General features: G+C 40.7%; 8 protein-coding genes and 1 pseudogene. 2 read left to right on the top strand and 7 right to left on the bottom strand.

Annotated features, from left to right (window positions below; all coding sequences use genetic code 11):
• Nucleotides 1–475: 475 nt before the first annotated feature.
• The 5 genes and pseudogenes from FTU64_RS08115 to FTU64_RS08095 all read right to left on the bottom strand — a co-directional run bounded on the left by FTU64_RS08115 (nt 476) and on the right by FTU64_RS08095 (nt 7,530).
• A complete protein-coding gene (locus FTU64_RS08115) occupies nt 476–1,375 on the bottom strand; it encodes a hypothetical protein (protein WP_180059543.1) in 900 nt (299 codons plus the stop codon).
• Nucleotides 1,359–2,211 (bottom strand): annotated as a pseudogene (locus FTU64_RS16495) (DUF2515 family protein). Before FTU64_RS16495 ends, FTU64_RS08115 begins: the two are co-directional and overlap by 17 nt.
• Before the next feature lie 140 nt (nt 2,212–2,351).
• Complete coding sequence (gene pta / locus FTU64_RS08105; RefSeq protein WP_168378405.1) at nt 2,352–4,493, bottom strand: phosphate acetyltransferase; 2,142 nt, start codon at nt 4,491–4,493, stop codon at nt 2,352–2,354.
• Between the two features lie 59 nt (nt 4,494–4,552).
• Nucleotides 4,553–5,770: an acetate/propionate family kinase gene (locus FTU64_RS08100; protein WP_078189653.1), complete on the bottom strand. Its 1,218-nt coding sequence runs from the start codon at nt 5,768–5,770 to the stop codon at nt 4,553–4,555.
• A gap of 494 nt (nt 5,771–6,264) precedes the next feature.
• Nucleotides 6,265–7,530, bottom strand: a complete 1,266-nt coding sequence (locus FTU64_RS08095) for a glutamate-5-semialdehyde dehydrogenase (protein ID WP_078189652.1) — start codon at nt 7,528–7,530, stop codon at nt 6,265–6,267.
• A gap of 303 nt (nt 7,531–7,833) precedes the next feature.
• On the opposite strand from FTU64_RS08095, the gene FTU64_RS08090 reads away from it, so the two are divergent.
• Entirely contained in the window at nt 7,834–9,162 is a 1,329-nt protein-coding gene (locus FTU64_RS08090) for an alpha/beta fold hydrolase (protein WP_180055650.1), read from the top strand.
• 28 nt (nt 9,163–9,190) lie between these two features.
• Here FTU64_RS08090 and FTU64_RS08085 read toward each other — a convergent pair whose 3' ends face one another.
• Together FTU64_RS08085 and nagZ are read right to left on the bottom strand one after the other, a co-directional pair.
• On the bottom strand, nt 9,191–10,060 hold the full coding sequence (locus tag FTU64_RS08085; protein WP_180021060.1) for a class I SAM-dependent methyltransferase: 870 nt from the start codon (nt 10,058–10,060) through the stop codon (nt 9,191–9,193).
• Nucleotides 10,061–10,190: 130 nt separating this feature from the next.
• On the bottom strand, nt 10,191–11,213 hold the full coding sequence (nagZ, locus tag FTU64_RS08080; RefSeq protein ID WP_180055651.1) for a beta-N-acetylhexosaminidase: 1,023 nt from the start codon (nt 11,211–11,213) through the stop codon (nt 10,191–10,193).
• Nucleotides 11,214–11,413: 200 nt separating this feature from the next.
• On the opposite strand from nagZ, the gene FTU64_RS08075 reads away from it, so the two are divergent.
• Entirely contained in the window at nt 11,414–13,624 is a 2,211-nt protein-coding gene (locus FTU64_RS08075) for a carboxy terminal-processing peptidase (RefSeq protein ID WP_180055652.1), read from the top strand.
• Nucleotides 13,625–14,036 lie beyond the last annotated feature (412 nt).

Genomic DNA, 14,036 nt, shown 5'->3' with positions numbered 1-14,036 from the left:
CAAAACTAGAGGGAGAGATATGTTTTTATTTTCAAACTATTGAAAATAAATGATATTTTTTGTTTTTGAATATTTCATATTTGTCATATAACTGTCATAAAACTTTTACATAATGACGTCATCAAAGTTAGAGTGTGAAATATATGGTTACTCCAGTGTTGTCAGTTATTGGTTTTTCTCTGTTTATCGCAGCAACTTGGTTCTACGGTCAACAAGAAGATCAAGCCTAAAGCTTTATCTTCTTTTTTTTGCTTTAAATTTTATAAAAATAATATTCTTCTTCAAATCTTCAAATCTTCAAATCTTCAAATCTTCAAATCTTCAAATCTTCAAATCTTCAAATCTTCAAATCTTCAAATCTTCAAATCTTCAAATCTTCAAATCTTCAAATCTTCAAATCTTCAAATCTTTAGTTTCAATGATCAATTTTGTGTAAAAGTGCTTTAAAATTGAGTCTAAACGCGACAACATTTGATTATTTAACATATTGCCAAACATCAGGATCTTCATAATTTTCATCGATACGGTAGCCTTGTACTATAACTTCTTTTTCATCAATTTCTCTTGATTTTTTATTTCTTATCAGCTCATTTGCAAATGCTTGTTCTAACTCTTTTGAGGTCATTTTGTAAGTATCAATATTATTCTCTGAATCATCCATTGAATTTCTTTCATCATAACGAATCGTATTGAAAGCATAACGAACCATATATTGTTCTTTACCATCTTCAGTTTTTTGAGTTTGTTTTATACTCAGATCCAAAAGGATACCATTGGCATATAATCGGTAGCCAATAGAGTTCCCTCCAACTGTATTGATTATTTTTTTCCATTCTTCATAATTAAAGATATAAGTCGGGTCAATGACATCACCTGATTTCATTAGATATCGAATATTATCTTCCTTTGCTATTCGTGCAGAAAAACGATAGAAATAATTTTTCCATTCGGCCTGATTTATACGTTTCATTAAGTCAACATAAGCTTGGTGGGCTTGTTCAGGACGTACAAATTCTTCTTTGTTTAGCCCTGCATTAACATCAAGCCCTTGTATTCCATCCTCATTATTAAACGATGTTCCTAGAACTGAAAATACATGATCTATCACTAAGCTATTCTCACCATTTTCAACTTTAATCTGACCTAAGTTGGGCGGTGTAAAATCTAACTCTTTAAAACCTGCTCCAGATGGATGACTATCGGGATGCCCAAGATTATGTTGAGAAAAATCTTTAAATCCTTGTTTGCCTAAATGTAAACTAAAACGCAGTTGATTCATGACATTATTCTCTGTATTTTTTGCACTAGGTTGACAAGCTGAAAGGAGATAACCCACCATAAAAATAACAATGCAGTAATTAAATTTTTCCATCATTACTATCCTTTCCAACTGTAAAATTAGCTTTGCTATCGCCCCATTTCGCAATAATTTTTAGTTCTTCTTCTAAAAAGTATCTTCCTTTATCACTTTGCATTAAACGATGATATTTTTCTGTTGCTTTATTAATCCATTCCATACGGCTATCATAATTGGCGACTTTAGTGTTTGATAATGGTTCGCTGTATACTGTTTCTGGTACCTTATCAAGTACACCGGCGTGTCGCCCCTGATATTCTCTTTCCATGTTTTTGATATTATAAGAACTCGGCAGAATACTTTTCAATTTTTGGTAGATATTCAAAAGCACTTTTAATTTCTAAAGTGCTTTTAAGTTTTTAATTATGGGTAAACAATTTGACCAAGGAATGTTTATAACTTCTTCTTTAATATGAGTAAATTTGGAAACATCACGTTGAGTTCGGCATTGATTGAAAGAGGTTGAAGACATGCTCCAAGCATAATGCCAAGGTGCAATATCCATAAATAACCATAAGTTACCTTTTGCAAAAGTATGTACAGGATCACGAATTACCCCTAGTGGAATCCATTTATATCCCCATGCAGTTAAACCATGTTTAACAATGGCAGCTAAGATTATTTGAAGCAAATGCACCTAAGCCCATCCAATAGTAACGACCAACTAAATCCTTGTTTCCATGTTTTTCTTTTTCTAGATAAATATTGGCATAAACTGAAGCAAGACGTCACGCCCTAGCTTCATATCCAGGCTCTAATTTATGTAAATTTTTCCTTTTATTTTTTAAATTAGATATGTGTATCAGAGCTTTGATTTCTTTTTTTAAGCGAAGAATGAATATATTATTGGTCATGTACCAAATACTCAAAATTCAGCCATAGAATTTAAAAGAAATTTCCACTAATTCTGAGCCATTTTTAATATAATGGAAGTTATATAAAACAAAAAACCACCCAATCTTTCGAAAGGGTGGTTAAGAACTCGAAACTAAAATTAAGCTTCTTGTTGTTCGGATTGGATTGCCGTTAATGCAATGGTAAACACGATGTCATCGACCAATGCGCCACGAGACAAGTCATTTACAGGCTTGTTTAAACCTTGCAGCATTGGGCCAACACTGACTACATTTGCAGAACGTTGAACTGCTTTATATGTAGTATTACCTGTATTTAAGTCAGGGAAGATAAACACATTGGCACGACCAGCCACTTTCGAGTCAGGTGCTTTAGAGCGTCCCACACTTTCCACCGATGCAGCATCGTATTGAAGCGGGCCATCAATAAGTAAGTCTGGGCGGCGTTCTTTGGCAATACGTGTTGCTTCAGCCACTTTCTCGACATCTGCTCCTGCACCTGAAGTACCTGTTGAATATGAAATCATCGCAATACGTGGGTCAATACCAAAAGCTTTCGCTGAATCTGCAGATTGAATCGCAATCTCTGCAAGCTGTTCTGCATTTGGATCTGGATTAATGGCACAGTCACCGTAGACATAGACTTCATCTGGTAACAGCATAAAGAATACAGAAGAAACCAATGAATAATCAGGTGCAGTCTTAATCAATTGGAATGCTGGACGCACTGTATTCGCCGTAGTATGTACTGCACCAGATACAAGGCCATCCACTTGATCGAGTGCAAGCATCATGGTGCCTAAAACCACGGTGTCTTGTAGCTGTTCGCGTGCTTGTAGATCATTGAGTTTGCCTTTACGCAGCTCAACCATTTTAGGCACATAGTTTTCACGAATCAGGTCTGGATCAATGATTTCCAAATCATGAGGAAGTTCGATATTACGTGCTTTTGCAACTTCAATCACGGCTTCAGGTTTTGCCAATAAAATACAGTGTGCAATGCCACGTGATTGACAAATGGCAGCCGCTTGAATGGTCCGTGGTTCATCACCTTCAGGTAGAACAATTCGTTTTTTCGCAGCAATGGATTTTTGTACCAATTCATGACGGAATGCAGAAGGGGATAAGCGTGGTTGATATGAACCATTTAATACTTCAGTAATCCACTCAGCATTAATGTGGCTTGAAACAAAGCGGGTCACTTGTTCTGCACGTTCTACGTCATCGACAGGAATTTCATTGCCTAAATTTGAAAGTTGTTGTGCCGTTTCAAAAGTGCTTAAAGGCGTATGTAAAATCGGTAAGCCTTGCTTAATCGCGGTTTGGCAGAAATCCAAAACTTGTGGGTTCGGTTGATGATGTTCAGTCAAAACTAAACCGGCAAGTGGAATACCATTGCTACTTGCAAGGCTAGAAGCCAACAACACATCAATACGGTCAGAGGCGCTGATAATCAGTTCGCCTGCCACAAATTTGTGAAGTTCATGTTCAATATTCGACGCAACTAAGCTGCTATGTAGTACACGGCGATGAGCAGCATCGCCTTGGTTGATCCATTCCGCTTGAATATGCGTCGCCAAGTCAGACATGCGCGGTACGCTGAGCGTATTACTAAATGGAACGAGGCCAATAACAGGTAGCTGTGTAGAACCAATTTGCGGATTACTTTGTTGTAATTCGAGTACAAATTTATTGGTGTCACTAATTAAACGCAGATTTGGATCAAGTGTGACAGGAATTTGCGCAGACTCTTCTGGCAAGCCACGTGTGCGCATAAACAAAACACCCGCAGTACGTTCAGATGCAGCACCACCAAATTGGCGTAGTGAACTGTCAATTTTCTCAGCCGTTTTCGTGGCATTTTGAATATCTGCTGTGCTGACAATAATCACTTTGGCATCGAGTGCTTTTGCTACAGTCGCATTCAGTTCTGAGGCAAAGTTATCTCGGCTGTTTGGAACCAAGCCTTCAACAATAATTAGGTCATGCTTTTTTGCAATTTCACGGTGCAAACGAACCGCTTCTTCGAGCAGTTCATCACTTTCATCATGACTGAGTTGTTTCACGATGGTGGCATGGTGAATGGGTTCTACCGTTTCATTATTAAATAAATGACGATAAAGAGCCGTTGTACGGTCTACAGTATCTGCGACATTTTCCTGTGAAAATGGTTTCAGAAAACCTGCTTTGACCCCTTGGCATTCCAAAGCATAAATTAAACCTAAGCATGCAGATGTTAAACCTACACCTTCCCCAGTTGGCACGAGTAAAATTGTTTTCATACGGTGTCTAAATTAAAGCTAAAAATTAATATTGAAGGCGAAGGGGCTGATGCGATTGCTTATGCAATCGCAGCTTCAGCATCAGGCTTTTTTGTAGCAGACGCTGTCACCTCGTCTACAACATGCTCAGTTTCTTTGGCAATACGGCCTTCTTCATCGGTAGGAACAACCCAAATTTGTGGGCCAGTACCGTGGTCAATACGACCTTCAGTACCGCGTTTTAAGTTGTCATTTAATTCTTTACTCAGGTTGAAACCAAAGTGCGGTAAGTATGAAACCGTTTTTTCACGAATGTAGGCAGAGTTTTCACCAATACCACCTGTGAAGAATAAACCGTCAATACGTGGTAGACCACAGCTGAGGCCTGCCAAAGATTTTGCTAAACGGTAGCAGAATACTTCAATGGCAAGTGCGGCATCTTCGTTGCCTTGTTCTGATGCTTCGATCAATGTACGCATGTCATTTGATAGATCAGACAAACCGAGTAGGCCTGATTGGCTGTTCAGCATTTTGTCGATTTTGTAGATATCCCAACCTAAGTTGCTCGCAAGGAAGCTATGAATACTTGGGTCGACATCACCACTACGCGTGCCCATTACGACACCTTCAAGTGGTGTTAGACCCATTGACGTATCTACAGATTGACCATTCCAAATCGCACAAGTCGAGCTACCATTGCCCAAGTGAGCAGTTAACCAGCCACCTTGTTTAAAGCTGCCTGCCAACATTGAGCCACGCTCAGATACGTAGGCATGGCTAGTACCGTGGAAGCCATAACGACGCACGTTATGTTGTGTGTACAAAAATTTTGGTAATGCATAACGGTATGCATGAGACGGCATGGTTTGGTGGAATGCTGTATCAAATACGGCTACTTGCGGAAGTTCAGGGAACAAACGCATGGTTGCTTCGATACCCACCAAGTGAGCAGGGTTATGCAATGGAGCAAGCGGTGTTGCTTCACGAATACGTTCAATAATTTCTGGTGTTAATAGCTCAGCTTTGGTTAATGTACCGCCGTGAACAACACGGTGACCAATCGCTTGAGGATTATGGTGAGCCAAACGCTCTAAAATAGTTTCGAGGGCTTTTTCATGGTCAGCATGTGGAATAGACAGCTCAAGCGCAGCACCACCCGTAGTGACCCCTTTAATACGTGCATCAGCAGAACCTAGGTTCTCGGCCAGACCAAAAATACGATCTTCACGGCGCTCAGAAACTAACGCATATTTGATAGAAGAAGATCCGCAGTTAATTACTAATACTGATGTAGACACGTTTAAATACCCGAATTCTAATTGAAATACTTATCCATAATGTTGATCTGATTGCAGTTGTATTGATTGATGCAATTTAGATCTGTGATGATGTTTTATCATGGGTTTTTTTATCGTCCTAGATAGACTTTAGGAGATTAGACTTAAGCACTATCGACCCTGAGCACAATAATAATTAAAATTTATCAGTTCATAGTTTTCATTTATTAATAAAATAATCCTCAAAATTTATACGATTTAAGAGATATACATAGAACATAACATGCGGTTGCTGCGCTGTAATCCTAAAATTGTTGCAAAAAAGCAGGTAATTTGAACTTCTCTTATTTTTCTGAAGCATTTAATTGTCAAAATATCTGTTTTTCGATTCTAGATCCTGTGTGTTTGCAGGCTTATATTTCAATATGTGAACCTTGGGTCTAGTTTTTTAAATTGCCATAAAAAAAGCTGTGCCTTTAATCAGAAAAGCACAGCTTTCATTGTCTTATTGGGTGTTATTGGCGAATTTGACCATCACCAAATACAATCCATTTTTGAGAAGTCAGACCTTCAAGACCGACTGGACCACGTGCATGGATTTTATCGGTTGAAATGCCGATCTCAGCACCAAGACCATATTCAAAACCATCTGCAAAACGCGTCGAGGCATTGATCATCACTGAACTCGAATCTACACGCGCCAAGAACTGACGAGCCAGACTAAAGTTTTCGGTAATGATCGAGTCGGTATGGTGTGAGCCATATTTGTTGATGTGCTCAATCGCTTCATCTAAGCCAGTAACGACTTTCACTGCCAAAATCGGGCCTAAGTATTCGGTATACCAATCTTCTTCAGTTGCAGGAACAATCGATTCACCCAAAATGCGCTGCGTTTCAGCACAGCCACGAAGTTCAACTTTTTTCTCCGCATAAAGTTCAGCAATGCGTGGTAAAAACTCTTCAGCGACATTTTCATCGACAAGTAAGGTTTCCATGGCATTACATACGCCATAACGGTGTGTTTTGGCATTGAGCGCAATAGGTAATGCTTTTTGCAAATCAGCCTGAGCTTCCACAAAAACATGGCAGTTACCATCAAGATGTTTGATGACCGGCACACGTGCTTCATTGGTAATACGCTCAATTAAGCCTTTACCACCACGAGGTACGATCACATCGACATATTCAGGCATAGTAATTAATTGGCCAACCGCAGCACGGTCTGGGGTATTAAGCACTTGAACGGCATGCTCAGGTACACCTGCAGCAGTTAAGCCATGTTGAATCGCTGCTGCAATTGCTTGGTTAGATTCCAAAGCTTCAGAACCACCACGTAAAATAATCGCGTTACCTGATTTAAGCGCTAAAGATGCGGCTTCAAGCGTTACATTGGGGCGAGATTCGTAAATCATGCCGACAACACCTAGCGGCACGCGCATTTTGCCCAGCTGAATACCTGTCGGACGAAAGGCCATATCGGTAATTTCGCCAATCGGGTCAGTGAGTGCGATTACATCTTTTAGACCTTGGAGCATGCCTTTAAAGCGTGTGGGGGTAAGTTCTAAGCGATCAAGTAGAGCACTATCCAAGTTGTTGTTATGCGCTTTGGTCATATCCACTTGGTTAGCTGCCAAAATTGCAGTTTCACTGTTTTGTAAAGCAGTATAAATTGCTGATAAGGCATTATTTTTAGTCTGGGTAGAAGCCCCTGCGAGCACACGTGATGCTGTGCGTGCTTGCTGTCCTACCGTTTGCATGTATTGTTCAATAGACTCTTGCATAGCGGTTTGATCACTTAGAAATTTCAACTCGATATTAACAGCCTGTGACTGAACAATGAAGCACTTAAGTGCATATTCGACTGTACTTGCTGACCAGAATTAACATTTTGAAATTGTTTTTAGAACAAAAGTAGATAAGCGGCGGGGATATCAGTTGCTTGTAAAATGAACCTCTGTATAGAATGAAACAATAGCGACATTGAAGTCGTACAAATAACGATTAAAGAGCAGGACGCTAAGTCGAGCAGAGTCTCTAAATGAATTCCTGACAATAAAAATAAGGCAGGAATGGAGGAAAGGAATATGAATTCCATTATCCAAATGGATCCCACCGTACAGGAAAGTACGCATTACAGTTTTTTCGATCTATATGACAAGCAAAGCTTTAAACAGCCTGCCAGAACGACATGGATTGATGGCTGGAAGGTCGAATATATGGCCATTGCACAACCTGAAACGATTCATCGCACCCCGATTGTTATTATTGGTGGGGCATTTCAAAACTTTAATTCCTACAAATATTGTGTCGAACAATTATTTGCGGCAGGCCCAATTATTTTAATTGATTTACCCTCCATGGGCTCAAACCAGCAAATTACCAATGTCGATACTTCGGTGTCGGCAGGGACTTTAGAGTTGGGTGATCTGGCGCAGATGTTGGGCGTTTGGTTGGATATCGTCGGGCTAGAAAAAGTATCCGTGATGGGGATGTCACTAGGTTCAGTGGTGGCAGCAGGTCTGGCCGATCAACGTCCTGAATTGATTGATCGCATGATTTTAATGGGCGTGATGCAAAAAACGCGCAAGAGCTGGCGCATGTTGCTTGAAGAATCCTTGCACTTAATGAAAGAACAGCGCATGGATGAATTTGGTCAAGCGGTGATTTTGTATTTGGTCAATCATGCCAAACTGGATGTGACGCGGATGTCACCGACAGCGAAGCGTTTGTTCTTTAGACAAATGGCTGAATTCACCAATACCGAACAAGAGCGTTATGACATTAACTGTAATCGTTTGCTGCGTTTGCAAGACGTGCCGATTCCACAGTGTGATGTATTGGTGTCATGCGGGCAGTACGACAGTTTTACTTTGCCACATGAAAATGCGGGCTTTGCATTGCAATGTCCGAATATGCAATTTGCTATGATTGCCAATGCGGATCATTTACCGCAGTTGCAACGCCGTAAGGAAACCATGAATTTGTTTGCAACTTATCTACGCGGTGAGTCTATTCAGCAGTTGGAAGGGATCATTCCAATGAGCCGTGAGCAAATGCAAAATATTGAACGCCGTGGCGAAGCGCGTGTAAGTGTACAACAGCCATTCACGCATTTATCTCATCGCCATTCAGACCTTGTGGTTGATACTCAAATTATGGATTTAAATTATTTTGGTGTGTTGTTGAATGTGCAGGCTGAAATGTTGGACTCCATGCACGCATATCCACGAGATTTGGCTTTACATCTAGAAGACGAAGAAGGTGAGTTTAAAATTGAATGTCTCATCTTTGACGTTGTGGATACACAGGTTCGCGCTTTGTTTAAGCATGGTAGTTTTGAGTTGGCAGAGCGCTTATTACGCTTTGTACAACGCCAAAAAGAAGATGTATTGTTATTAGAAGCCGTCAGTTAAAACATGAACAACTAAAAAAAACAGCGCTTTAGCGCTGTTTTTTTGTTTTGGCATGGACCATCCAAACCAAATCGCCACAGTGCTGCTCTGCATCGTGGAAAGGAATCACTTGTTCATGTTGCTGTTGTGGAAAGTATAAGGCCGGCTGAACGACTTTTACTTCTTCAAATCCTGTATGGGTGAAAAACTGCTGTAATTCAGCAGGGGATTGAAAATGAAAAGTAAAAGCGCTGCGAGACATGACTTTGAGTAATTTACTACTGGCCCAAATAAAACGTGCTAAACGGTTTTTAACGGGTTCTGGATAGATGTCGGTCAGATAATGTAATTCCTGAAACGAGGCGCCATATTCGGTGATCCCTTGCAATAACTTATTCAGTAGCGTTTGATCAAAATAATTAATTAGCCCTTCACTAATCACCACCAAAGGACGTTCAGGGTTGAAACTCTGAAAAATACGTTCAAAATCTTGTGTGAAAATGTCGCCAGTTAAGACCTCGGGGGCATGCGGGTCAATCTGTTTGAGTGCCTGTGTTTTGATTTTTGCCATATCTGGCAAGTCGAGTTCACGATAGTCAATTTCAGGATGTTTGGTGCGAAAATTCCAACCGCGCGGGGAGAGGCCACAGGCAATTTCAAGGACTTGTAGCTGAGGGTGTTGGGCAATGAGTTGATCTAAATGTTGATCGATCATGGCATGGCGCTGTTTGAGCGTCGAGCGCATGCTACCGCCCACATTCTTTTCTGCCCAGCTTTCTAAAGGATGGACTAAACGTGCTAAAAATTTGCCTTTACGTGTGGCAAAAACGGGATGCGAAATCCCCATGCTGTACCAAATATAGCCGGTGTAATGTGCAGTAAAGGAAATGTGTCGATGTTCCGATAAACTTTGTGTCATGTCGTCCTGACCTAATGTTGTTTTTATTGGCAATTTTTGTATAGCGCCGAAGCACTTATTTTGTCTTCATCATAAATCAAAAAGGAGCACCTTGTCGTGCTCCATTTTCTAGAATTTTGAAAGTCTTGGATTAGCAATATTGATTTTTAAAATCCACAATACGGTTACGCACGTTTTGCCAGTCCGCCCCGAGTTCAATGCTTTGTCCAATCTCAATCTGTGGGATTTTACCGCGCATACGTTCTAGGCGTTCTTGATTTGGGAGAGCCAAGTTTTGAATGCCATCCAGCGCAATGCATGCAGATTCACGGTTATTACATACAAGGCCCATATCACAACCTGCATTTAATGCTGCTTGCATACGAGCATCTGCGCCGCCAGCGACACAAGCGGCTTGCATGCTTAAATCATCGGAGAATAAAACGCCATCAAATTGGAGCTCTTGACGTAAGACTTTCTGAATCCAATACGGTGAAAATCCAGCAGGATTAGGATCAATATTTTCATAAATCACATGCGCAGGCATTAAGGCATCAAGCTGTGGTTGCAGTTGAATAAAGCTTTGCATGTCTTTTTGGTAGATCTCTTCATAACTACGATGGTCAATAGCAGCAGCGACGTGTGAGTCTGCTTTCACTGAACCGTGGCCTGGGAAATGCTTACCTGTAGATGCCATTCCTGCACGTTTCATACCTTTTAAGAAAGCACTTGCCAGTGGAATGATATCTTGCATATTTTTGGCAAAACTACGGTCACCAATCACATCACTAACATCATTTAGGTCCAGCACTGGTGCAAAACTAAAATCGATGCCGACCGCAAGGACTTCAGCTGCCATCAACCAGCCACATTGTTCAGCCAGTTCAACAGCTTTTTCAGGTTCAGTTAAGTAAAGTTCTCCAAACTTACCCATAGCTGGTAGGAGTGTGAAGCCTTGTTTTAAGCGTTGTACACGACCACCTTCCTGATCGACCGCAATTAAAATATCAGGACGAATTTGACGCATATGGTCGGTTAGGGCACGAACTTGTTCAGGAGATTCAATGTTACGACCAAATAAAATCATGCCGCCAACTTGTGGTGCCTGTAATAGTTCAATATCTTCTTGGGTAAGTTCTGTGCCAGCAATGTCGAGCATTAATGCGCCAATCATATTCGGTGTCCGTGTTGGAATTTTTAAGGAAAAACAATACCTGAATTCTGCAATGATTTGCTACACTTTGTCAGCAGAGAATATGATAAAACTACACGACATAAACATATTAAGTTGTTTAAGATTTTGAATCTATTCAATTCAGGTCGAAAACCAACACGGTAATATTGGTCTTAATACCAAGGAAGTACAAATTATTTATGAAACTTCAAACATTAGCTTGTGCCGTTGCGATTGCGACAGGTGGATTCTTTTTCACTCATGTGGTGAATGACGCAATTGCTGCCAATAATACAGAAGCAGTGAGCGCGGGTACCATTCAGCCCACACAAGAGCAAGCCTTGGTCTCACGTCAGCTTGCAACATTGGTAGACCGTCAACACTATTTAAATCAGCGTTTAGATGCCAATACCTCTAACCGTATTTTAGATTTTTATATTGATAGTTTAGACGCTGAACATACGTTGTTCTTGGCATCGGATATTGAAAATTATAAAAAACGTTATGGTTCAACTTTTGGTGCAAATCTCAAAGCGGGCAATTTAACAGGGCCGTATGCGATTCATGCGCAATATCGTGAGCGCTTAAAACAGTTCTACACCTATATGTTGGAAGAGCTGAAAAAGCCACAGAATTTAAATCAACCGAATAACTACATCGAAACTGATCGTGAAAAAGCACCATTCTTTAAATCGACAGAAGAGCAGCGTGCGCATTGGAATAAAATGTTGGTCTCTCAGCTGATCAATTTAACCATCAGCAAAGAAGAAGAGAAAGCCAAACAAAAAGCGTTGAAAGATGACCCAACACTGGCAAATGGTCAAGACTTAACAGGTCCTGAAGACTTAACACCTGTACAGACTTTAACCAAGCGTTATACACGTCAGTTAGAGCGGATTAGTCGTTTAAAAAGCGATGATGTGCTTGATAAAACTCTGAATGCCATGATGCTGACGTATGATCCGCACAGTAACTATTTTCCGCCTGTAGATGCGATGGAATTGAACCGTCAAACCACGTTGCAATTGGAAGGGATTGGGGTGTCGATTCGTCCTGAACGTGGTAACGAAGACTACACCAAAATTGAAACGATCGTGGAAGGTGGTCCAGCCAGTAAGTCAGGGCAAGTCAAGTCGGGCGATCGCATCGTTGGTGTTGCTCAAGATGGCGACAAAATGGTGGACGTGATCGGCTGGCCGAGCAATGAAATTGTCGGACTGATTCGTGGTAAACGTGGCACCAAAGTGACTTTACGTTTATTGGGTGCTGGTGCGTCCATGAATCAAGCGCGAAATGTCACGATTGTACGTGATGTAATTCAAGAAGAAGATGCAGGCGTGCGTTCACGTACCGTTGAAATTGAGCGTGATGGCAAAAAACATAAGTTTGGTGTGATTGAAATTCCATCGTTTTATTTAAATTATCGTGCACGTCGTGCGGGTACAGACTACCGTTCTGTGTCGGAAGATACCAATAAAGCCTTAAAAACATTAGATGCGCAAAATGTTGAAGGCATCATCATTGACTTGCGTAACAACCCAGGCGGCTCACTTGAAGAAGTGGCACGTATGCTTGGACAAGTGATTAAATCAGGTCCAGTGGTGCAAATCCGTGATGGTAATGGCAATGTCAGCGTGTTTGAAGATGATGATGGTGGCGCGCAAACTTATGCAGGCCCATTGGCGGTATTGATTAATTTGGCTTCGGCTTCTGCGAGTGAAATTTATTCTGCTGCGATTCAAGACTATGAGCGTGGTGTGGTGATTGGTAGTACCACAACGGGTAAAGGAACAGCGCAGGTACAACTTGACTCTTTAGCCTATGGTCAAGCAACCTTAACGCAACGTAAATTTTACCGAGTGACGGGCGGCAGTACCCAAAATAAAGGGGTCGTACCGGATATTAAGCTGGTCGATATTTACAATGAAGAGTTTGGTGAGCGTAAATCGAAAAATGCTTTACAGTGGGATACTATTCCAACCGCACCGTTTAAACGTGAAGGCTCGATCCAAGCCTATGTTCCCGATTTGATTAAGTCATCTCAGCAACGTGTCAGCATTGATCCGCAATTTAAATATTTAGAACAACGTACTGCGATTGCGAAAAAGACAGAAGAGCAAAAGCGTGTGGTGCTTGACTTAGCGAAGCGTAAAGCCGAGCTGTTGGCACTAGAGCAAAAGTCTTTGGATGCTGAAAATCAGCGTCGTAAAGTGGTGGGTCAAAAACCTTATGCCAACTGGGAAAGCTACCAAGCGTCTATGGATGCATTGGTGGAGGCACGTGCAAAAATGAAGGCAAACCAGCGTCCAGCACTGCCTGAAGAAGAAGTCTTTGTGACGGAAGCAGCAAACGTGCTAATGGACTATGCCAAATTACAAGGCAAAACGCATACAACAACAGCCAAAAAGTAAGTAATTCATCCATAAATAACATTGAGATGATTGCTTGAGTTTTTGACAGAAAAGATGAATTTATCCATTGAGAAATAGCGAGCTACGGCTCGCTATTTTTTTGTGAGTAGGGCGGTGTTCGATTTAAATCTAGAAAGCAATCTATAAATGATTCTAACTTATTCATTTTATTATGGTTAGAAACTGTTCTAAAATAAAAACCACCTGATGCATTTTTTATCAAAAGTTTAAGTTTTAGTGAACTTCATCAAGCTTTCTTTTTTTAAATTAATCAGTTGCTTAAAATCTTGAAAGAAAGACTTGACCATTATCGTAGACTAATAGATTCTAAGGGAAAATAAGTAAGTAATTGAAAACGTAACAAGTTAAAGGGAAGAGATAGATTGGGTAATTCGGTTAAAGAAAGTGCCAC

This window comes from Acinetobacter sp. YH12128 (assembly GCF_013418655.1).
Lineage (GTDB): Bacteria > Pseudomonadota > Gammaproteobacteria > Pseudomonadales > Moraxellaceae > Acinetobacter > Acinetobacter amyesii.
This window is presented reverse-complemented; position numbering and strand designations above follow the sequence as displayed.

What these genes read in the sequence shown, in the direction of transcription:
- pta (WP_168378405.1), bottom strand. Translation starts at nt 4,493, where the DNA reads ATGAAAACAATTTTACTCGTGCCAACTGGGGAAGGTGTAGGTTTAACA.
- FTU64_RS08075 (WP_180055652.1), top strand. Translation starts at nt 11,414, where the DNA reads ATGAAACTTCAAACATTAGCTTGTGCCGTTGCGATTGCGACAGGTGGA.
- FTU64_RS08115 (WP_180059543.1), bottom strand. Translation starts at nt 1,375, where the DNA reads ATGATGGAAAAATTTAATTACTGCATTGTTATTTTTATGGTGGGTTAT.
- nagZ (WP_180055651.1), bottom strand. Translation starts at nt 11,213, where the DNA reads ATGATTGGCGCATTAATGCTCGACATTGCTGGCACAGAACTTACCCAA.
- FTU64_RS08090 (WP_180055650.1), top strand. Translation starts at nt 7,834, where the DNA reads ATGAATTCCATTATCCAAATGGATCCCACCGTACAGGAAAGTACGCAT.
- FTU64_RS08085 (WP_180021060.1), bottom strand. Translation starts at nt 10,060, where the DNA reads ATGACACAAAGTTTATCGGAACATCGACACATTTCCTTTACTGCACAT.
- FTU64_RS08095 (WP_078189652.1), bottom strand. Translation starts at nt 7,530, where the DNA reads ATGCAAGAGTCTATTGAACAATACATGCAAACGGTAGGACAGCAAGCA.